Below are 18,232 nucleotides of genomic sequence, written 5' to 3'. Positions count from 1 at the left end.
AACCTGCGCTTGAATCCGCCGGACCTTTGCGTCTAGACGCGCGCATCCGCACCTGCACCAGACACCATTCGAGAGAATTGATTCATGTCCTTCGGTATTGCGAACCTCGCTCCCATTTCGGAGCTCTACGTCAACTACGACAGCGCCCAGAAGCTGAAGGCCGAGGCCGCCGATCTCGTCAGCTGGGATCTGACGCCGCGCCAGATGTGCGATCTGGAGCTTCTGATGAACGGCGGCTTCAACCCGCTCAAGGGCTTCCTCGGGCAGGCTGACTACGAGGGTGTGGTCGAGAACATGCGCCTCGCAGACGGCACGCTCTGGCCGATGCCGATCACGCTCGACGTGTCGGAAAAGTTCGCCGAGACGCTGGAACCCGGCAAGGACATCGCGCTGCGCGACCCCGAAGGCGTGATCCTCGCGACGCTCTCGGTCTCCGACATCTATCGCCCCGACAAGGCGCGCGAGGCCGAGAAGGTCTTCGGGGCCGACGACCTGGCGCATCCGGCGGTGAACTACCTGCACAACACCGCGGGCGACGTCTACGTGGGCGGCGCGATCACTGGCATCCAGGCCCCAATGCACTATGACTTCCGGGCCCGTCGCGACACACCGAACGAGCTGCGCGCCTATTTCCGCAAGCTGGGCTGGCGGCGCATCGTCGCCTTCCAGACGCGCAACCCGCTGCACCGCGCCCACCAGGAGCTGACGTTCCGCGCCGCGCGCGAGGCCCAGGCCAACCTGCTCATTCACCCGATCGTCGGCATGACGAAGCCCGGCGACGTCGATCACTTCACGCGCGTGCGCTGCTACGAGGCCGTCCTCGACCAGTATCAGGCCTCCACGACCACCATGTCGCTCCTCAACCTCGCCATGCGCATGGCCGGCCCGCGCGAGGCCGTCTGGCACGGGCTCATCCGCAAGAACCACGGCTGCACCCACTTCATCGTCGGCCGCGACCACGCCGGCCCCGGCAAGAACTCCGCAGGCGAGGATTTCTACGGCCCCTACGACGCGCAGGATCTCTTCCGCGAGCACGAGGCCGAGATCGGGGTCGAGATGGTCGACTTCAAGCACATGGTCTACGTGCAGGAGCGGGCGCAATACGAGCCGGCCGACGAGATCAAGGACAAGGATGACGTCACCATCCTGAATATCTCGGGCACCGAACTCCGCCGCCGCCTGCGCGAGGGGCTCGAGATCCCCGAGTGGTTCTCCTTCCCCGAGGTCGTCTCCGAGCTGCGCCGCACCTCGCCGCCGCGCTCGCAGCAGGGGTTTACCGTCTTCTTCACCGGCCTGTCGGGGTCGGGCAAGTCGACCATCGCCAACGCGATCATGGTCAAGCTCATGGAGATGGGCGGCCGCCCCGTCACGCTCCTCGACGGCGATGTGGTGCGCAAGCATCTCTCGTCGGAGCTCACCTTCTCCAAGGAGCATCGCGACATCAACATCCGCCGCATCGGCTACGTCGCGAGCGAGATCACCAAGAACGGCGGCATCGCCATCTGCGCGCCAATCGCGCCCTATACGGCCACCCGCCGCGCCGCGCGCGAGATGATCGAAGCCTTCGGGGCCTTCGTCGAGGTCCATGTCGCCACCTCGCTCGAGGAATGCGAGCGCCGGGACCGCAAGGGCCTCTACAAGCTGGCGCGCGCGGGCAAGATCCCCGAGTTCACCGGCATCTCCGACCCCTACGAGGCCCCGACCGAGGCCGAGCTGGTCGTCGATACCGAAGGGCAGGAGGTCGACCATTGCGCGCAGCAGGTTCTCCTGAAGCTCGAATCCATGGGTCTCATCTCCGGCGCATGATCGTGGAGGGCCCGAGCCGTCGGCATTTCCCGTTAATCGGGATCTGACAATCTGGCCTTACATCTTATGGATGAAATTGCGCAATTTTAAGAGCTTTTTTCCGCGCTAGGCAGGAACCAAGGCAAGCCACATTGCGTAATGCTTGTCACAGCGCGCGGCCTGTCCGCGCGGAATGACACCTGACGGAGCGACCATGCTCGACGACTGCAACATCCTGATCGTGGAGGACGAGTTCTTCATCGGTCTCGACCTCAGCCTTGCGCTCGAGGATCACGGGGCCGATGTGACCGGCCCCTTCGCGACCGTCGACACCGCGCTGCCGGCCTGCGGTCCGGAGGTGGATGCCGCGATCCTCGACGTGGACATCCACGGCGGCAAGAGCTTCCCCATCGCCGATCGCCTGTCGGAGCGGGGCGTGCCGTTTCTCTTCCACACCGGGCGCGCGGATCTCGATATCCTGACGACGCGCTACGGCGACGACGTTCCGATCCTGGTGAAGCCGACCCAGCCGCGGCACGTCGCCGTCGCGATCTCTCGACTGCTCCACGCCGATCTGAACGACTAGAACCAGATGCCCTCAGTGGACGCTGACGGGCTCAAGGTCGTTGTCGCGCGCGATGGTGAAGGCAAGGCCTCGATCGCCGACGAGGGCGACCTGTTCGCCATCGGCGCGGTGCAGGGCGTAGAGCTGTTCCAGCCCGCCCTCGCGCGCCTCACTCCGCACGGCAGGCGGCAGCTCCTCCATATCGACCTTGCGCACGTAGACGAGCGCGCCGCCGACGGCCTCGATGTCGATATCTGCGGATTGGGTCATGGACATGACGGTCGTTCCTTTCTCTGACGGCGGGCCGGGGTCAGCCGTTTGTGCCCTCTGACCCCGTCCCGCCGGGGCCGCCACTTTCGATACGGATCGTCTGGACAACGTTTTCAGGCACCGATCGGTTCAATTCGATGTGCAGAAGGCCGTTCTCGAGCCGCGCCCCGTCGACCTCCATGCCGTCGGCCAGCACGAAGGCCCGCTGGAACTGCCGCGCCGCGATCCCGCGGTGCAGGAACACGCGTTCCGCCCCGTCGTCCTGGGCCCGCCCGCGGATCACGAGCTGTCGGTCCTCGAGCGTGATCGCGAGATCGCTTTCCGCGAATCCCGCCACGGCCAGCGTGATGCGCACGCCCGTCGGCCCCGTCTGTTCAATGTTGTACGGCGGGTATCCCTCATTGCCGGTGCGCGCCGTGCGCTCCACCAGCCGTTCGAGCTCGTCGAAGCCCAGAAGGAAGGGATGGGTGCCGAAGGTCGGCTTCGTCATGGTCCGGGTCCTTTCGCAAAGCGATCCGAAATTGCTCCGGCCCTGATGCGGCACCGGGTTGGTTGACATGTGGGCATCGCCCTTCCGTTCGACAAGGGCGTGAAACAGGGCCGTGAAACATTGGACGGGCGCGCGATCCCGGTATAACAGGCCGAGAGCCAAGAGGTCCGCCGGTGAACCACGCCCCCGAAGAACTCAGCCACGACGACGTGCTGCGCATGCGGCTCGAGGTTTTGCGCCAGGATCATCGCGATCTCGACACCGCCATCCAGGCGCTGGAGGAAAGCCGGGCCCCCGATCTGCTTGTCATCAAGCGCCTCAAGAAGCAGAAGCTCAACCTCAAGGACCGCATCCAGCGGATCGAGGACGAGCTGACCCCCGACATCATCGCCTGAGAGGCTCCCATGACCTCAGACACGCCGCCCGTGGGCATCATCATGGGCTCCACGTCCGACTGGCCGACGATGAAACTGGCCGCCGAGATGCTCGACGTCCTCTCGGTCGCCTATGAAACCCGCGTCGTCTCCGCCCATCGCACGCCCGACCGCCTCTGGGACTATGGCCGCACGGCCGCCGAACGCGGCCTGCGCGTCATCATCGCGGGTGCCGGCGGGGCCGCGCATCTGCCCGGCATGATGGCGTCGAAGACGCGCGTGCCCGTCATCGGCGTGCCGATCCAGACCCGCGCGCTCTCGGGCGTCGACTCGCTCTATTCCATCGTCCAGATGCCGCGCGGCTTCCCCGTCGCGACCATGGCCATCGGCGAGGCGGGTGCGGCGAACGCGGGCCTCATGGCCGCCGGCATCCTCGCCACGACCGACGCCGACCTCGCCGCGCGGCTCGACGCCTGGCGCGCCGACCTCGCCGCCTCCATCCCGGAGACCCCCGAATGACCGACGCGCCCCTGCCTCCCGGCTCCACCATCGGCATCCTCGGCGGCGGGCAACTCGGCCGGATGCTCTCGGTCGCGGCCTCCCGCCTTGGCTACCTGACCCACATCTACGAGCCCGGGGCCGCCCCGGCCGAGCAGGTCGCCCATCGCCGCACCCAGGCGAGCTACGAAGACCTCGCCGCGCTCAAGGCCTTCGCCGAGGCGGTCGATGTCATCACCTACGAGTTCGAGAACGTGCCCGCCAACGCGCTCGACCTTCTGGAAGCACTGCGCCCCATCCGGCCCGGCATCCGCGCCCTCGCCGTGAGCCAGGACAGGCTGACCGAGAAGACCTTCCTCGAAGGCCTCGGCCTCGCCGTCGCGCCCTTCCGCGACATCCCCGACGCCGCCGCGCTGACCGCGGCCCTCGCCGACCTCGGCACGCCCGCGATCCTCAAGACCCGCCGCCTCGGCTACGACGGCAAGGGCCAGGTCCGCATCGAGGCCCCCGAAGACGCCGCGCAGGCCTTCACCGCGATGCAGGGGGCCGACGCCATCCTCGAGGGCTTCGTCGACTTCACGCGCGAGGTCTCGGTCATCGCAGCCCGCGGGGTCTCGGGCGAAGTCGTCTGCTTCGACCCGGGCGAGAATGTCCACGCGGGCGGCATCCTGCGCACCACGACCGTGCCGGCGGAGCTCACGGCAGCGCAGCGGATGGACGCGGCCCTGCTCGCCGGCCAGATCCTGAACGCGCTCGACTACGTCGGTGTCCTCGGCGTGGAGCTCTTCGTCACGCCCGCGGGCCTCGTCGTGAACGAGATTGCGCCCCGCGTCCACAACTCGGGCCACTGGACGCAGGCCGGCTGCGCCGTCGACCAGTTCGAGCAGCACATCCGCGCCATCGCGGGCCTGCCCTTGGGCGACGGCCAGCGCCATGCGGAGATCGTGATGGAAAACCTCATCGGCGACGACATGGACCGGCTGCCGGAGCTGCTGTCGCGGAGCGCCGCGCAGGTCCACCTCTACGGCAAGGCCGAGGTGCGATCCGGTCGCAAGATGGGGCATGTGAACCACATCCGGCGCTGAGCGGTTTTGTACAAAACGTCCAGACCGGCTCCGCCACCTTGTACAAAATGCCCAAAACGGCCTCTTCCTGCCAGAAATACTCGAAATCCCCATGACCGACCGCCCCCACCGAAACTTCTATGGCCGCACCAAGGGCAAGACCCTCAAACGCTCGCAGCAAAGCTACCTCGACGCCGATCTCGCCGCCCTTTCACCCGGGGCTGTGGACTGGGACACGAACCCCGACCGCACTCCGCTCGATCTCGAAAAACTGTTTCCGAATAAGGAGATATGGCTGGAAATCGGCTTCGGCGGCGGGGAGCATCTGGTCCATCAGGCCGGGCTCAATCCGCAGGCCGGCATCATCGGCGCGGAGCCCTTCATCAACGGCGTCGCCATGCTTCTCGGCAAGATCCGCCAGGCTGGGGTCGAGAACGTCGCCATCCACCCCGGAGACGTGCGCGATCTCTTCGACGTCCTCCCCGAAGCCTCTGTTTCCAAAGCGTTTCTTCTCTATCCTGATCCCTGGCCCAAGACCCGCCACCACCGCCGCCGCTTCGTTACGGCCGAGCATCTTGAGCCCCTCGCCAGGTGCCTCAAACCCGGGGCCGAGTTCCGCGTCGCCACCGACATCCCCGACTACGTCCGCCAGACGCTGGAGGAGGTCCCGAAGCACGGCTTCACCTGGCTGGCCGAGGGCCCGGAAGACTGGCGAAGCCCCTGGAAAGACTGGACAAGAACGCGCTACGAGGCCAAGGCGATCCGCGAGGGGCGGGTGCCCCATTACCTGACCTTCCGTTTCGGTTCGTGATCAAGCGGCTCACGAAAAGCTCCGGCTAAACCATCAAAGAGGTATCATGGCCAGTTCCACGAGCGTCCCTTTCACACCGACCCGCTACGACGCGGTCGCGGAAAACTATACGAAGGGTCGTGTCGTCTATGCGCCTTATGTCATCCGTCGCGCGGCACGCATCGCCGGGCTCGGACCGGACAGCACGGCGCTCGACCTCGGGTGCGGCCCCGGGATGATCGCGAAGGAGCTTTCCAAGTACTCAGGTGACGTTCTGGGCGTCGATCCGAGCAAGGAGATGATCCGCATCGCTCGACGGGACGCGCCGTCGAATGTGCGTTTCCTTGTCGGAAGCTCGAACGACCTGTCCTTCGTCGACCGGCCGTTGGCGCTTGTCACGTTCGGTCGCTCGTTCCACTGGATGGACAGGGACCAGACGCTCGCGGATCTCGATGGCCTTGTCGCCCCCGGTGGATGTCTCGCGCTTTTCGGAGAAAGTCCGGTCGGCGGCGGACGGGGATCGGCGCACGCCTGGTGGAGGGAGGTGAAGGCCTACCTGCAACGTCAGCCGGAACTTACCGAGGGCGAAAGTGCCCTGTTTGGCCCGGAATGGGAGCGCAACGAATTCCCACTCTATCGTTCTGCCTTTTCCGAAGTCACATATCACGGGACCCTGCGTCAGCACCGCTGGACGTACAAGCGCGTGCGCGCCTACGCCCTGTCCCGGTCGGTTTCCAGTGCGGAGCGCCTCGGTGATCGTTTGCCCGAGTTCGAAAACGGTCTGCGCGAGATACTCAAGAAGCACGGGCCCGGTCCGTGGACCACTTTGAACCAGCACCGGCTCACGATCGCGCGCCGGCCCGAGTGATATGCGTCAACCCGGCACGTCCCAGGCCGTTCCGGGCGCGACGGCGCGGAAACGGGATTCGGGAATACCGTTTTCCGCGAGCGCCTTGCGCAGCATTTCCGGCGGCTCGTCCCGCGCCTCGTCGGTCAGTTGGAACGTCCCCCAGTGCATCGCGAGCGCATGCGCCGCGCCAAGGGTGCGGAAGCCCGCGACCGCCTCCTCCGGGTTCTGGTGCTGGGGCCGCATGAACCACCGCGGCGCATAGGCCCCGATCGGCAGGAGGGCGAGGCGGTAGGGCCCGTGCCGCGCGCCCACCGCGTAGGGCCGGCCTTCGTCGTAGCCTGTGTCCCCGCTGACGTAGATCCGCCCCACGGGCGTCTCGATCGCGAAGGAACACCAGAGCGCGTGCCGCCGGTCGCGCGTGCCCCGCGCGCTCCAGTGGTGACATTGCAGGATCCGCACCGAGAGACCCGCAACCTCGAAGACGTCGTCCCAGTCCCCGGCGCGCGCGTCGATGTCCGGGATCGCATCGCGCAGGATCGTGTCGTTGCCGAGGGGGGTGATGACCGGCATCCCGTCGCGCGCATGTAGCCGGCGCAGGGTCGAGATGTCCATGTGGTCGTAGTGGTTGTGCGAAAGAAGGACGACGTCGATCGGCGGCAGGGTCTCGAAGGCGATCCCCGGGGCCGTGACCCGCGCCGGGCCGGCGAAGCTGAACGGGCTGACCCGTTGCGACCAGACCGGGTCGGTCAGGATGTTCACGCCACCCGCCTGTATGAGCACGGTCGCATGGCCCACGAGCGTCACGCGCAGGTCCTCCCCCCGCGCCTCAGGTCGCGTTTGTGTCACGGCGACGCCGTCGGGCCAGTCGGCGCTGTTCCCGCTGACCTGCCAGCGCAGGAAATCACCGAACCCCCGCGGCGGCGTGCCGCCGGGGTTGAAGAAGGCCTCGCCGTCGAAATGGTTGCTCACCGGGCCCCGGTAGTAGCGGTTGCCCATGGTGACCTCGCGTGCGGTGCAGGCCCCGATGCCCAGGAGGGCACCAAGGCCGAGGAGTGTTCTGCGTCTCATCCGGGGAGAGATAGGCGGGCGCGGGGCCTCTGGACAGGGGGGCGGAGTATTTGGGGCAGGAAGATGCTGCATGGACGCCCGCCGCCCCGCGGTCTATTCCGCTGGCCGAGCGAAGGAGAGAGACATGAGCCACGGACCCGCGACCCCCCTGACCGCCGCCGCCTCGGGGCCTCTGACGGGCGTGGCCGATGTGCCGGGCGACAAGTCGATCAGCCACCGCAGCCTGATCCTCGGCGCGATGGCGGTGGGCGAGACGCGGGTGACCGGGCTCCTGGAAGGGCAGGACGTGCTCGACACCGGGGCGGCGATGCGCGCCTTCGGAGCGCGGGTCGAGAAGGAGGGCGAGACCTGGGTCGTGAACGGCGTCGGCGTCGGCGGGCTGATGGAGCCGGAGGATGTGATCGACTGCGGCAACTCGGGCACGGGCGTGCGGCTGCTGATGGGGGCGGCGGCGACCCATGGGTTCAGCGTGACCTACACCGGCGACGCGAGCCTTCGGAAGCGGCCGATGGCCCGGGTGACGGACCCGCTCGCGCTCTTCGGGGCGGTGGCGCACGGGCGCACGGGCGGGCGGCTGCCGATGACGGTGGTGGGCGCGGCGGAGCCGGTGCCGGTGCGCTACGTGACGCCGGTGGCTTCCGCACAGGTGAAGTCGGCGGTGCTGCTGGCCGGGCTCAACGCGCCGGGCGAGACCGTCGTGATCGAGCGGGAGGCGACGCGCGACCATTCGGAGCGGATGCTGCGCGGCTTCGGGGCCGAGATCGAGACGCGGAAGACGGCGGAAGGCAACGAGATCACGCTCGTCGGGCGGCCCGAGCTGCGACCTCAGGTCATCGAGGTGCCGCGCGACCCGTCCTCGGCGGCTTTCCCCGTCTGTGCGGCGCTCATCACGCCGGGCTCGGACGTGCTGGTGCCCAACATCGGCCTCAACCCGACGCGCGCCGGCCTCTTCGAGACGCTGCGCGAGATGGGGGCCGACCTGACCTACGAGAACGCGCGCGAGGAGGGGGGCGAACCGGTGGCCGACCTGCGCGCGAAATTCTCCCCCGACCTGCAGGGGATCGAGGTGCCGCCCGCGCGCGCGGCGAGCATGATCGACGAATATCCGATCCTCTCGGTCGTCGCGGCGAACGCGGCGGGCACGACCGTCATGCGCGGCGTGGCCGAGCTGCGGGTGAAGGAATGCGACCGCATCGACGCCATGGCGACGGGCCTGCGGGCCGCCGGTGTGACCGTGCGCGATGGCGCGGACTGGTGGGAGGTCGACGGCCGGGGCGCGGGCGGCGTGGAGGGCGGCACGACCGTTGCCGTCCACCTCGACCATCGGATCGCGATGAGCTTCCTCTGTGCCGGTTTCGCGGCGAAACGGGCGATCACGGTCGACGACGCCGGGCCGATCGCGACATCCTTCCCGATCTTCCGGGCGCTCATGGAGGGGCTCGGTGCGCGCTTCGAACACGCGACGGCGGCATAATATTCGCGCGCGACGCGTCACGTTAACTTGGCTTGTCTTGGCCCGGCGATGCGTCACCTTCGGGGCGAACGCACGCCAACCCGAGAGGACGCCATGACCCTTCGCCTTGCCCTTCTGATCGCGGTGACGCCGCTGGCCGCCGTCGCGGCCGGCTCCGCCCCGACGACGCCCACGCAGACGACCGAGCAGTGCACCGGCACGCAGGTCTACGACGCCGCGCGCAAGGCCTGCATCGACAGTCGCGACAGCCGCCTCGACGATGCCACCCGGATCGAGGGCGCGCGGGAACTGGCGACCTATGGTCGGGCCGATGACGCCCTGCGGGTGCTGGCCACGCTGTCGGACGGTGGAACGTCAGATGCGCTGACGGTGCGCGGCTATGCCACGCGCAAGGCGGGGGATTTCGCGGGGGGCGTCGCGCTCTACGAGGCGGCCCTCGCGCTCGATCCCGAGAACTGGCTGGCGCGGAGTTACCTGGGGCAGGGGCTTCTCGAGGCCGGTGATCGCGCCGGGGCGGAGGCGCAGCTGCAGCTGATCCGTGCGGGCGGGGCGCGGGGCACATGGCCCGAGACTGCGCTCGTCGACGCGTTCGGCGGGCGGTCGAGCTACTGACGGCCGCGCCTCAGCGGTGGGAGATCCCGAGGTTGCCCGCCTTTGCCGCCGCGCGGAGGGCGGCGAGCCAGTCTCGCACCTCGGCGGCGGACCGCAGGTGATAGCGCGCCGCGCGGCCTTCGGCACGGGCATGGAGCCGGGCGCAGTTGGCGCGCCCCGTCTCCCGCGTACGCCAGATGTAGCCCAGGAACTCCAGGTCGAACCGCTCCGGGCAATCGCGGGGCAGGTCCGGCCGGCTCCTCCGCCAGAGCCGTAGCGTGCGCCACGTCACTCGCCGAAGGCGCAGGCCGGTGGGCAGGTCGAGCCAGATCAAAGTGTCCGCATGGTCGAGCCGGTCCTCCCAGGTGGCGGAATGGCCGCCTTCGAAGACCCAGGTGGCCCGGCGATGGACGGCATGGCAGAGGCGGGTCTTCTCGGCCGTCTCGCGCGGCACCCACCCCGGCAGCCAGTGGATCTGATCCATGTGGACGACCGGCAGATGCGCGATCCCGCCGATGGCGCGGGCGAGCGTCGATTTGCCGGATCCGGGCTGGCCGATGATCATCACCCGTCGCATTGTGCCCGCATTGCATGAAACCGGTGGGGAGGCCAAGCGGCGATGGAAAGCATGAGACGACGGGGCGGTTGCCTGTGCGGCGCGGTGCGTTTCGAGACGCGCTTTGCCATGGGCCCCGTGACCGCCTGCCATTGCGGGCAGTGCCGCCGCCAGACCGGAAGCTATGCCGCCGCGACGCCGGTGCCGTGGGACGCGATCGAGCTGAACGGCGAGCCGCGGTGGTACCGGTCGAGCGAGACCGGGCGGCGCGGCTTCTGCGGCACCTGCGGCAGCTACCTCTTCTGGGAGGAGGGCGACGGGCTGGCCTATGTCATGGCCGGTGCCCTCGACGGGGAGACGGGGCTTTCGATGGATGCGCATATCTTCTACGCGGACCGGGGTGACTACGTCCGTCCGGCGGATGGCCTGCCGTGCTACGCAGCCGAGCGATCGGGGCCGGAGGTGAACCCGTGAGCACGCTGCGCACCGGCGGCTGCCTCTGCGGGCAGGTGCGGTTCACCGTCCGGGGCGAGATGCGCCCGATCATCGCCTGCCACTGCGTGCAATGCCGCAAGGCCACCGGCAATTTCGTCACCGCCACCTCCGCCCCGCGCGGCGCGATCGACATCACGGGCGAGGTGACGTGGTTCCGCTCCTCCGAGGTGGCGCGGCGGGGGTTCTGCGGCACCTGCGGGTCGCAGCTCTTCTGGGACGGGCCGGGCGTGAACCTCTCGGTCATGGCGGGCGCGCTCGACGGGGCGACGGGTCTGACGCTCGCCGGTCATATCTATTGCGCCGACGCGCCAGACTGGTACGTGATTGCCGACGGCCTACCACAAGCGCCGAAAGCGGACGACACGATGACGACACAGGTGCGCGCATGAACTTCACGGTCGCGATCGACGGGCCCGCCGCGGCGGGGAAGGGCACGATCAGCAAGGCGGTCGCCGCGCGCTTCGGGATGAAGCATCTCGACACGGGGCTGCTCTATCGCGCGGTCGGGGCCAAGACGCTGGCCGAGGGGGCCGACCCGGTCGAGGCGGCGGAGGCGCTGCGGCCCGAGGACCTCGACGAGACCCGCCTGCGCACCTCCGAGGTCGCGCAGGCCGCGAGCCGGGTCGCCACGCTGCCCGAGGTGCGCGCCGCGCTCGTCGCCTTCCAGCGCACGTTTGCGCAAAGCGACGGGGGGGCGGTGCTCGACGGGCGTGACATCTGCACCGTCATCTGCCCCGCGGCGGACGTGAAGCTCTATGTCACCGCCTCGGCGGAGGTGCGGGCGGAGCGGCGGTTCCTGGAGCTGACAGCCAAGGGCGAGGCGGTGACCCGCGACGGCGTTCTCGAGGACGTACGCGCGCGCGACGAACGCGACATGAACCGGGCCGAGGCTCCGCTTCTGCCGGCGGCGGACGCCCAGATCATCGACACGTCCGAGATGGACATCGACACGGCGGTCGAGGCGGCGGCGGCCGTGGTGCAGGCGGCGCTCGACGCGCGCTGACGCAGGGGGGCGGGGGCGCGTCCGCACACACGTGGCGCTCACCGAAAGGTGCATGGATCGGGCGGGCCGATCTGCCTAGGGTTTGCTCGTGTCTTGCCCCGGAGGTGCCCCATGCCCGCCCGTCCCGTTCCGCCCGCGCGCGTCTTCGATGTCCCGTCCCGCCGCGACCGAACCCGCAGCTACCGGATGCCCGTCCTCGCCGCGGCGACGCTGATGCTGGCCCTCGGCCTCTCGGGTCTGGCGCAGGGGCAATCGGCGGCACCCGAGACCGGGCCGGAGGCCGCAATCGTCGACATGGATCTCGACCGGATGGAAGACATCCTGACCGCGCTCGACCCCGCGACGGAGCGCGCGGGCCCCGCCTTCCGGCTCACGATCGAGGACGTCCCCATCCTTGTCGTGACGGATGCCCGCGCCGACCGGATGCGGGCGATGGTGCCGATCCGCTCGGCGGAGGGTTTGTCGGAGGCGGATCTGACCCGTATGATGCAGGCCAATTTCGACAGCGCCCTCGACGCCCGCTACGCCATCGCCGAGGGGCGCGTCTGGGCCGTCTTCATCCATCCGCTGCGGGCGCTCCGGCGCGAGCAGCTGATCTCGGGCATCGGGCAGACGGTGAACACGGCGACGACCTACGGCACGCTCTTCACCTCGGGCGAGACGCAGTTCGGGCGCGGCGACAGCCGGGGCGAGCAGCGCAAGCTCATCGACCGTCTGCAGGACCGCGGGCAGGACATCTGACGCCTGAACCTGCTTGAAGCGCCCCGCGTGCCGAGGCAGCGTGGCGGCATGAGCGACGCGACCATTCCGTGCCCCGATTGCGGCGGCGAGATCAGACTGACCGAGGCCATGGCCGGCCCCCTGCTCGCGCAGACGAAGCGCGAGATGGCGGCGGCGCAGGCCGAGGCCCTCGCCGCGCAGAAGGCGCGGATCGAGGCGGAGGCCGCCGAGGCGGCGCGCGCGGCACAATCCGAGACACTGGCCGAGATCGAGGCGGTCGGAGCGAAGCGGGAGGCCGAACTGGCCGCGCTGCGCGAGAAGGACACCGCGCGGGAGGCGAAGCTCGCCGAGGCGCAGGCGGCGCAGGCCCAGGCGCTGAAACTCGAAGCCGAGTTGAAGGAGCGCGCGCGCGAAATGGATCTGACCGTCCAGAAGCAGGTTGCGGCTGCGACCGAGGCGGCCCGCGCGAAACTTGCGCAGGAGGCCGAGGCGCTGGCCACCGAGCGCCTGAAGGCGGCGCAGGAGGCGCAGGCGCTCAAGCTGGCCGAGAAGGACACGCAGATGGAGACGCTGCGCCGCCAGATCGAGGTCCTGCAGAAGAAGGTCGAGCAGGGCTCCCAGCAACGGCAGGGCGAGGCCGCGGAACTCGTGCTCGAGGCGGAACTGGCCCGCGCCTTCCCGGCGGACGCGGTCGAGCCGGTGCCGAAGGGGATGCGGGGGGCGGATTGCCTCCTGCGGTTCTCGGGGGCCGGCACTGTGATCTGGGAATCGAAACGCGCCGCCAACTGGTCGAAGGACTGGCTCCCGAAGCTGCGCGACGACATGCGCGCCGCCGGGGCCGATGTGGCGGTCCTGGTTTCGGAGGTGCGGCCCGAAGGATGCGAGACCTTCGCCATGGTCGACGGCGTTTGGGTCGTCGCCCCGCGCTATGCCGTGCCGCTCGCCCATGCGCTCCGCGACGGGATGCTGCGCGTGGCCGAGGCGCGGGGCGCGCGCGAGGGGCAGGCGACGAAGTCTGGGATGCTCTACGACTACCTGACGGGGCCGCAGTTCCGCGGCCGTATGGAAGCGGTCGTCGAACCCTTCGAGGCGATGCAGCAGGCGCTCCTGAAGGAGAAGAAACAGATGACCGCCCAATGGGCGACCCGCGAAAAACAGCTGGAAAAGGCGATCGGCGCGATGATGGGGATGTACGGCGACGTGAAGGGCATCGCGGGAGCGGCCGTCGCGGAAATCGAAGCGTTCGAGCCGGACATGTTGGAGGGCGAGTGATGGGCGAGCGCTATGAATACGAGGCGGATCGGCGGCTGGTCGGATACCGCGCCATGCCCGCGGTGCCCAATGGGGCCGGCCTTTTGATCGCGCCGGCCTTTGCCGGATTGCGCGATTTCGAGATGGAACAGGCGGATCTCTGGGCGGCCCGGGGCTATGCGGTGCTGGCGATCGACTACTACGGCGAGGGATGGCGCACCGATGTCTCGGCGGAGGCCTCGGCCAAGATGGCCGAGGTGCAGGCCGACCGCGCGACCTTCGTGGCGCGGGTCCAGGCGGCGCTGGCCGAAGTGCGCGGCTGGGGCGTGGGCCGGGTCGGGGCCTTCGGGCTCTGTCTGGGCGGGAAGGCCGTTCTCGACCTCGCGCGAAGCGGGCAGGGGGACGCCGTCGTGGGGTTGCACGCCGTCTTCGACGCGCCGCCGACGCCCACGCAGGCGATGCCGCCCGTCCTCTTGTGCCACGGCTGGGCCGATCCGCTGGCCACGCCCGAGGAATTCGGGGTGATGGTCGCCGAACTGGAGGCCCATTGCGCCGACTGGCAGGCGCTGTGTTTCGGGCGAACCGAGCACGCTTTCACCAACCCCGCGCGGCCCGACGACTACGTCGAAAGCTCCGCCCGGCGCAGCTTTGCCGCGACCGGGGCCTTCCTGGCCGAGAAGCTGCTGTGACGCCCCCGCCGGACCAACCGACGGTCAAGATGCAGGTCCGAAACGACCTGGAGGGCGGCGGGCCCGTCGGCGTCATCTGGCGCGAGAAGCGGCAGTTCGAGATCGAACCGGGTCAGCTGAAGGCGATCTTCGTGATGCCGGGCACGACCGAGATCGTGCTGGAGGGCGACTTCGGACAGCTGCCGTTTCGCTTCGCGTCGGCAGGGGAGGAACGCGTTCTGCTGTCGCTGGGGCCCCGGCCCCGCTCGCTCTGGGGGCGTCTGACGGGGGCTTCGACGGTTCAGATCACGGAGGTGGAGCGCGCCTTCCTGGCGGCCTATGTTCCGCCGCCGCCGCGCCTGCAGATCCTTCAGATGTGGATCGGGCAGGCCGAAAGTCCGGCCGCGTTCTACAGTTTCGTGGGCGAACGCGACGACTATTGGTCGCGCGATGACGAGGAGCGGGACGACTACGCCCTGTCGGACTTCATCGAGAGCCAGGGACAGCTCTGGTTCGACCACGATTTCACCGAGGCGTTGGTGGCCGACCCGACTCTGCCAGCGGAGGCCCCCGCGGCGGAGCGGTTCGCCGGGTCCTGGTCGGACAAGTGGGGGCCCTGGGTCGATGGGCAGGCGACGGTCCCGTTCAACGTGGTGTGGTTCATTGCCGTCGACATCCCCCACGGCCGCCCGATGGAGCGCCAGGTGCGCGCGCCCTGCGACGCGACGGGGGCTGGCGTCACGCTGCGCTATCTGGGCGAGGCCGAGTTCCTGGCCTGACCGGGGCCGCGCGGGCCGGACGGTTGCAAACCCGGCCCAGATCCGTCATATCCGCGCGCGTCACCCGACAGCACGACGGATCGGCGGCATTTGCCTGCGTTCCACGCGCTATCCGACCCACGAAAGACCGGCGGAGACAACCGCGCGGCCAGATAAATGCAAATGTAAGGAAACAGACGCCACATGGCTCAAAACGCATCCATGGAGGAGTTCGAGGCCCTCCTGAACGAAAGCCTCGAAATCGACACGCCGACCGAAGGGTCGGTGGTCAAGGGCAAGGTGCTGGCGATCGAAGCCGGCCAGGCCATCATCGACGTCGGCTACAAGATGGAAGGCCGCGTCGATCTCAAGGAATTCGCGAACCCCGGCGAGCCGGCCGAGATCGAAGTCGGCGATGAAGTCGAAGTCTATCTCCGCAACGTCGAGAACGCCCGTGGCGAAGCCGTCATCTCGCACGAGATGGCCCGCCGTGAGGCCGCCTGGGACCGCCTGGAAGAAGCCTACGGCAAGGAAGAGCGCGTAGAGGGTGCCATCTTCGGCCGCGTCAAGGGCGGCTTCACGGTCGACCTCGGCGGTGCCGTGGCCTTCCTGCCCGGCTCCCAGGTCGACGTGCGCCCCGTGCGCGACGCCGGTCCCCTGATGGGCCTCAAGCAGCCGTTCCAGATCCTGAAGATGGACCGTCGCCGCGGCAACATCGTCGTCTCGCGCCGTGCGATTCTCGAGGAGAGCCGCGCCGAGCAGCGTGCCGAGGTCATCGGCAACCTGGCCGAGGGCCAGACCGTCGACGGCGTCGTCAAGAACATCACCGAGTACGGCGCCTTCGTCGACCTCGGTGGCGTCGACGGCCTACTGCACGTGACCGATATGGCCTGGCGCCGCGTCAACGACCCGCGCGAGATCCTCTCGATCGGCGAGACGGTCAAGGTGCAGGTCATCAAGATCAATAAGGAGACCCACCGCATCAGCCTCGGCATGAAGCAGCTGCAGGACGATCCGTGGGACACCGTGATCGCCAAGTACCCGCTCGACAGCACCCACACGGGTCGCGTCACGAACATCACCGACTATGGTGCCTTCGTGGAGCTGGAGCCGGGGGTCGAGGGCCTCGTTCACGTCTCGGAAATGTCCTGGACCAAGAAGAACGTGCATCCGGGCAAGATCGTCTCCACCTCGCAAGAGGTCGAGGTCATGGTGCTCGAGATCGACACGGCCAAGCGCCGCGTGTCGCTGGGCCTCAAGCAGACCATGCGCAACCCGTGGGAAGTCTTCGCCGAGACGCACCCCGAGGGCACGCAGGTCGAGGGCGAGGTCAAGAACATCACCGAGTTCGGTCTGTTCGTCGGCCTTCCGGGCGACATCGACGGCATGGTCCACCTCTCCGACCTGACCTGGGAAGGCCGGGGCGAGGACGTCATCGGCGACTACCGCAAGGGCGACATCGTCAAGGCGGTCGTCTCCGAGGTCGACACCGACAAGGAGCGCATCTCGCTCTCGATCAAGGCGGCCGACGGTGACCCCTATGCCGAAGCCATCGGCGGCGTGAAGCGCGGTTCGATCATCACCGTCGAGGTGACCAAGATCGAGGACGGCGGCATCGAGGTGGAATACGAGGGTATGAAGTCCTTCATCCGTCGCTCCGATCTCGCCCGTGATCGTGCCGATCAGCGCCCCGAGCGGTTCTCGGCCGGCGACAAGGTTGACGTGCGCGTCACCAACGTCGACTCGAAGAACCGTCGCCTGGGCCTGTCGATCAAGGCACGGGAGATCGCCGAGGAGAAAGAGGCCGTGGAACAGTTCGGCTCCTCCGATTCGGGTGCCTCGCTGGGCGATATCCTGGGTGCGGCGCTCAAGGGCGACGACAAGTAGGCCCCGTGCCACATCCGCAAGAATCGGAAGGGCTCCGCAGCGCGGGGCCCTTCTTCTTTTGGCAACCGGCTGTTCGCCGCCATGGACAGCAGAGGTGTCATTTTTTGAGCATCTGGAATGGCTTTGCACGCCATGGACGACGCGGCGGACGCGCCCCCATGAACGCTGTCGTTAATGGTTCTTCGTCAATAGGTTGAGTACCGCTCGCCTGAGGCGATCTTCGGGGACGGACGGGCAGGGTCTTGCCGGTGCGCGAGAGGGGCCGACAGATTTTCGCCCATCCATCGAATTCGCCGATAGCGACCCCTTTTTTGTATGTCAGAATAAGGATATACCGGCCGTGCCTGCACAAGATGACGTGCCCTCTGGCAGAGGCAGGAAAGGGAAGACATGATACGTTCCGAGCTGATTCAGAAGATCGCGGACGAAAACCCGCATCTTTACCAGCGCGATGTCGAAAAGATCGTGAACACCATCTTCGACGAGATCATCGAGACCCTTTCCAGCGGCAACCGCGTCGAATTGCGCGGTTTCGGGGCCTTTTCCGTGAAGCAGCGGGATGCGCGGACCGGCCGCAACCCGCGTACCGGCGAAGCGGTCGAGGTCGAGGAGAAGCACGTGCCCTTCTTCAAGGCGGGCAAGCTTCTGCGCGATCGGTTGAACGGCAAGGCCTGACCGCGCGATCTGGACAGGGCCGTGCTCGGGGTCTAGGTCAGGGGCATGAGCTTCATCCGACTTCTGTTCCTGGGCGCGCTGGCCCTCGTCCTCGTGGTCCTCGCCATCGCGAACCGTGCGATGGTAACCCTGCGCCTGATCCCCGAAGACCTGAGCGGCATGTTCGGCGTCGACCTGTCGGTGACGATGCCTCTGTTTCTCGTGATCTTCATGGCGATGGCTCTCGGCCTCCTAGTGGGCTTCGTCTGGGAATGGCTGCGCGAGCACAAGCATCGGGCCGAGGCCCGGTCCGAGCGGGCGCAGAAGGAAAAGCTCGAGAAGGAGCTTGCGAAGGCCAAGCGCCAGACCTCGGAAAAGGATGAGGTTCTCGCTCTCGTCGGCGACGGCTGAACACCGGGAC

23 protein-coding genes are annotated in these 18,232 nt (G+C 68.1%); 19 read left to right on the top strand and 4 right to left on the bottom strand.

All coding sequences use genetic code 11. From position 1 onward, the window contains the following. The first annotated feature begins 84 nt into the window (after nucleotides 1-84). The gene (locus HSX43_RS11080; RefSeq protein WP_179380189.1) at nucleotides 85-1,806 is read left to right on the top strand and encodes a bifunctional sulfate adenylyltransferase/adenylylsulfate kinase; all 1,722 of its coding nucleotides are present in this window, start codon (nucleotides 85-87) and stop codon (nucleotides 1,804-1,806) included. Between the two features lie 172 nt (nucleotides 1,807-1,978). Then, nucleotides 1,979-2,371: a response regulator gene (locus HSX43_RS11075; protein ID WP_179380188.1), complete on the top strand. Its 393-nt coding sequence runs from the start codon at nucleotides 1,979-1,981 to the stop codon at nucleotides 2,369-2,371. Between the two features lie 12 nt (nucleotides 2,372-2,383). Here HSX43_RS11075 and HSX43_RS11070 read toward each other — a convergent pair whose 3' ends face one another. Continuing rightward, nucleotides 2,384-2,620: a DUF1150 family protein gene (locus tag HSX43_RS11070; protein WP_179380187.1), complete on the bottom strand. Its 237-nt coding sequence runs from the start codon at nucleotides 2,618-2,620 to the stop codon at nucleotides 2,384-2,386. A gap of 40 nt (nucleotides 2,621-2,660) precedes the next feature. Next, complete coding sequence (locus HSX43_RS11065) at nucleotides 2,661-3,110, bottom strand: Hsp20 family protein (RefSeq protein WP_179380186.1); 450 nt, start codon at nucleotides 3,108-3,110, stop codon at nucleotides 2,661-2,663. A 218-nt stretch (nucleotides 3,111-3,328) separates the two neighbouring features. Here HSX43_RS11065 and HSX43_RS11060 point away from each other — a divergent pair, with 218 nt between their 5' ends. The 5 genes from HSX43_RS11060 (at nucleotide 3,329) to HSX43_RS11040 (ending at nucleotide 6,704) form a co-directional block, all read left to right on the top strand. Further along, a complete protein-coding gene (locus HSX43_RS11060) occupies nucleotides 3,329-3,505 on the top strand; it encodes a YdcH family protein (protein WP_179380274.1) in 177 nt (58 codons plus the stop codon). A 9-nt stretch (nucleotides 3,506-3,514) separates the two neighbouring features. Beyond that, nucleotides 3,515-4,003 carry a 5-(carboxyamino)imidazole ribonucleotide mutase gene (purE, locus tag HSX43_RS11055; RefSeq protein WP_179380185.1) on the top strand — a complete coding sequence of 163 codons (489 nt, stop codon included), beginning with the start codon at nucleotides 3,515-3,517 and terminating at the stop codon, nucleotides 4,001-4,003. Continuing rightward, nucleotides 4,000-5,067, top strand: coding sequence for a 5-(carboxyamino)imidazole ribonucleotide synthase (locus HSX43_RS11050; protein WP_179380184.1), 1,068 nt, complete (start codon nucleotides 4,000-4,002; stop codon nucleotides 5,065-5,067). Before purE ends, HSX43_RS11050 begins: the two co-directional genes overlap by 4 nt. A gap of 91 nt (nucleotides 5,068-5,158) precedes the next feature. Continuing rightward, a complete protein-coding gene (gene trmB / locus HSX43_RS11045; protein ID WP_179380183.1) occupies nucleotides 5,159-5,857 on the top strand; it encodes a tRNA (guanine(46)-N(7))-methyltransferase TrmB in 699 nt (232 codons plus the stop codon). 46 nt (nucleotides 5,858-5,903) lie between these two features. Further along, entirely contained in the window at nucleotides 5,904-6,704 is an 801-nt protein-coding gene (locus HSX43_RS11040; protein WP_179380182.1) for a class I SAM-dependent methyltransferase, read from the top strand. A 6-nt stretch (nucleotides 6,705-6,710) separates the two neighbouring features. Here the strand turns inward: HSX43_RS11040 and HSX43_RS11035 are convergent, their stop codons facing one another. After that, nucleotides 6,711-7,754 (bottom strand): MBL fold metallo-hydrolase, encoded by a 1,044-nt coding sequence (locus HSX43_RS11035; RefSeq protein ID WP_179380181.1) that lies wholly within the window; start codon nucleotides 7,752-7,754, stop codon nucleotides 6,711-6,713. Nucleotides 7,755-7,878: 124 nt separating this feature from the next. On the opposite strand from HSX43_RS11035, the gene aroA reads away from it, so the two are divergent. Beyond that, nucleotides 7,879-9,228: a 3-phosphoshikimate 1-carboxyvinyltransferase gene (gene aroA, locus HSX43_RS11030; RefSeq protein ID WP_179380180.1), complete on the top strand. Its 1,350-nt coding sequence runs from the start codon at nucleotides 7,879-7,881 to the stop codon at nucleotides 9,226-9,228. A 93-nt stretch (nucleotides 9,229-9,321) separates the two neighbouring features. After that, on the top strand, nucleotides 9,322-9,840 hold the full coding sequence (locus HSX43_RS11025; RefSeq protein WP_179380179.1) for a tetratricopeptide repeat protein: 519 nt from the start codon (nucleotides 9,322-9,324) through the stop codon (nucleotides 9,838-9,840). A gap of 10 nt (nucleotides 9,841-9,850) precedes the next feature. On the opposite strand, the gene HSX43_RS11020 is transcribed toward HSX43_RS11025, so the two are convergent. Continuing rightward, nucleotides 9,851-10,396: a P-loop NTPase family protein gene (locus HSX43_RS11020; RefSeq protein ID WP_179380178.1), complete on the bottom strand. Its 546-nt coding sequence runs from the start codon at nucleotides 10,394-10,396 to the stop codon at nucleotides 9,851-9,853. Nucleotides 10,397-10,447: 51 nt separating this feature from the next. Here HSX43_RS11020 and HSX43_RS11015 point away from each other — a divergent pair, with 51 nt between their 5' ends. From HSX43_RS11015 to HSX43_RS10970, 10 genes are all read left to right on the top strand, one after another. Then, the gene (locus tag HSX43_RS11015; RefSeq protein ID WP_235962623.1) at nucleotides 10,448-10,849 is read left to right on the top strand and encodes a GFA family protein; all 402 of its coding nucleotides are present in this window, start codon (nucleotides 10,448-10,450) and stop codon (nucleotides 10,847-10,849) included. After that, on the top strand, nucleotides 10,846-11,259 hold the full coding sequence (locus HSX43_RS11010) for a GFA family protein (protein ID WP_179380176.1): 414 nt from the start codon (nucleotides 10,846-10,848) through the stop codon (nucleotides 11,257-11,259). Before HSX43_RS11015 ends, HSX43_RS11010 begins: the two co-directional genes overlap by 4 nt. After that, a complete protein-coding gene (locus tag HSX43_RS11005; protein ID WP_179380175.1) occupies nucleotides 11,256-11,873 on the top strand; it encodes a (d)CMP kinase in 618 nt (205 codons plus the stop codon). Before HSX43_RS11010 ends, HSX43_RS11005 begins: the two co-directional genes overlap by 4 nt. Before the next feature lie 111 nt (nucleotides 11,874-11,984). Then, nucleotides 11,985-12,614, top strand: a complete 630-nt coding sequence (locus tag HSX43_RS11000; RefSeq protein ID WP_235962622.1) for a hypothetical protein — start codon at nucleotides 11,985-11,987, stop codon at nucleotides 12,612-12,614. 48 nt (nucleotides 12,615-12,662) lie between these two features. Further along, the gene (locus tag HSX43_RS10995) at nucleotides 12,663-13,865 is read left to right on the top strand and encodes a DUF2130 domain-containing protein (protein ID WP_179380174.1); all 1,203 of its coding nucleotides are present in this window, start codon (nucleotides 12,663-12,665) and stop codon (nucleotides 13,863-13,865) included. Then, a complete protein-coding gene (locus tag HSX43_RS10990; protein ID WP_179380173.1) occupies nucleotides 13,865-14,533 on the top strand; it encodes a dienelactone hydrolase family protein in 669 nt (222 codons plus the stop codon). The genes HSX43_RS10995 and HSX43_RS10990 overlap by 1 nt, the downstream gene beginning before the upstream one ends. Before the next feature lie 29 nt (nucleotides 14,534-14,562). Continuing rightward, nucleotides 14,563-15,291 (top strand): hypothetical protein, encoded by a 729-nt coding sequence (locus tag HSX43_RS10985; protein ID WP_179380172.1) that lies wholly within the window; start codon nucleotides 14,563-14,565, stop codon nucleotides 15,289-15,291. Between the two features lie 183 nt (nucleotides 15,292-15,474). Further along, nucleotides 15,475-17,157, top strand: a complete 1,683-nt coding sequence (gene rpsA / locus HSX43_RS10980) for a 30S ribosomal protein S1 (RefSeq protein ID WP_179380171.1) — start codon at nucleotides 15,475-15,477, stop codon at nucleotides 17,155-17,157. 390 nt (nucleotides 17,158-17,547) lie between these two features. Further along, nucleotides 17,548-17,832, top strand: coding sequence for an integration host factor subunit beta (ihfB, locus tag HSX43_RS10975; RefSeq protein WP_179380170.1), 285 nt, complete (start codon nucleotides 17,548-17,550; stop codon nucleotides 17,830-17,832). Between the two features lie 45 nt (nucleotides 17,833-17,877). Beyond that, nucleotides 17,878-18,222, top strand: a complete 345-nt coding sequence (locus HSX43_RS10970; protein WP_179380169.1) for a LapA family protein — start codon at nucleotides 17,878-17,880, stop codon at nucleotides 18,220-18,222. Nucleotides 18,223-18,232: the final 10 nt, after the last annotated feature.

Source organism: Jannaschia marina (assembly GCF_013404595.1).
Taxonomy (GTDB): domain Bacteria; phylum Pseudomonadota; class Alphaproteobacteria; order Rhodobacterales; family Rhodobacteraceae; genus Jannaschia; species Jannaschia marina.
This window is presented reverse-complemented; position numbering and strand designations above follow the sequence as displayed.

Bases quoted from the DNA above. Each gene is read 5' to 3' on its own strand.
- HSX43_RS11080 (WP_179380189.1), top strand. From the start codon at position 85: ATGTCCTTCGGTATTGCGAACCTCGCTCCCATTTCGGAGCTCTACGTC.
- HSX43_RS11075 (WP_179380188.1), top strand. From the start codon at position 1,979: ATGACACCTGACGGAGCGACCATGCTCGACGACTGCAACATCCTGATC.
- HSX43_RS11070 (WP_179380187.1), bottom strand. From the start codon at position 2,620: ATGACCCAATCCGCAGATATCGACATCGAGGCCGTCGGCGGCGCGCTC.
- HSX43_RS11065 (WP_179380186.1), bottom strand. From the start codon at position 3,110: ATGACGAAGCCGACCTTCGGCACCCATCCCTTCCTTCTGGGCTTCGAC.
- HSX43_RS11060 (WP_179380274.1), top strand. From the start codon at position 3,329: ATGCGGCTCGAGGTTTTGCGCCAGGATCATCGCGATCTCGACACCGCC.
- purE (WP_179380185.1), top strand. From the start codon at position 3,515: ATGACCTCAGACACGCCGCCCGTGGGCATCATCATGGGCTCCACGTCC.
- HSX43_RS11050 (WP_179380184.1), top strand. From the start codon at position 4,000: ATGACCGACGCGCCCCTGCCTCCCGGCTCCACCATCGGCATCCTCGGC.
- trmB (WP_179380183.1), top strand. From the start codon at position 5,159: ATGACCGACCGCCCCCACCGAAACTTCTATGGCCGCACCAAGGGCAAG.
- HSX43_RS11040 (WP_179380182.1), top strand. From the start codon at position 5,904: ATGGCCAGTTCCACGAGCGTCCCTTTCACACCGACCCGCTACGACGCG.
- HSX43_RS11035 (WP_179380181.1), bottom strand. From the start codon at position 7,754: ATGAGACGCAGAACACTCCTCGGCCTTGGTGCCCTCCTGGGCATCGGG.
- aroA (WP_179380180.1), top strand. From the start codon at position 7,879: ATGAGCCACGGACCCGCGACCCCCCTGACCGCCGCCGCCTCGGGGCCT.
- HSX43_RS11025 (WP_179380179.1), top strand. From the start codon at position 9,322: ATGACCCTTCGCCTTGCCCTTCTGATCGCGGTGACGCCGCTGGCCGCC.
- HSX43_RS11020 (WP_179380178.1), bottom strand. From the start codon at position 10,396: ATGCGACGGGTGATGATCATCGGCCAGCCCGGATCCGGCAAATCGACG.
- HSX43_RS11015 (WP_235962623.1), top strand. From the start codon at position 10,448: ATGAGACGACGGGGCGGTTGCCTGTGCGGCGCGGTGCGTTTCGAGACG.
- HSX43_RS11005 (WP_179380175.1), top strand. From the start codon at position 11,256: ATGAACTTCACGGTCGCGATCGACGGGCCCGCCGCGGCGGGGAAGGGC.
- HSX43_RS11000 (WP_235962622.1), top strand. From the start codon at position 11,985: ATGCCCGCCCGTCCCGTTCCGCCCGCGCGCGTCTTCGATGTCCCGTCC.
- HSX43_RS10995 (WP_179380174.1), top strand. From the start codon at position 12,663: ATGAGCGACGCGACCATTCCGTGCCCCGATTGCGGCGGCGAGATCAGA.
- HSX43_RS10990 (WP_179380173.1), top strand. From the start codon at position 13,865: ATGGGCGAGCGCTATGAATACGAGGCGGATCGGCGGCTGGTCGGATAC.
- HSX43_RS10985 (WP_179380172.1), top strand. From the start codon at position 14,563: ATGCAGGTCCGAAACGACCTGGAGGGCGGCGGGCCCGTCGGCGTCATC.
- rpsA (WP_179380171.1), top strand. From the start codon at position 15,475: ATGGCTCAAAACGCATCCATGGAGGAGTTCGAGGCCCTCCTGAACGAA.
- ihfB (WP_179380170.1), top strand. From the start codon at position 17,548: ATGATACGTTCCGAGCTGATTCAGAAGATCGCGGACGAAAACCCGCAT.
- HSX43_RS10970 (WP_179380169.1), top strand. From the start codon at position 17,878: ATGAGCTTCATCCGACTTCTGTTCCTGGGCGCGCTGGCCCTCGTCCTC.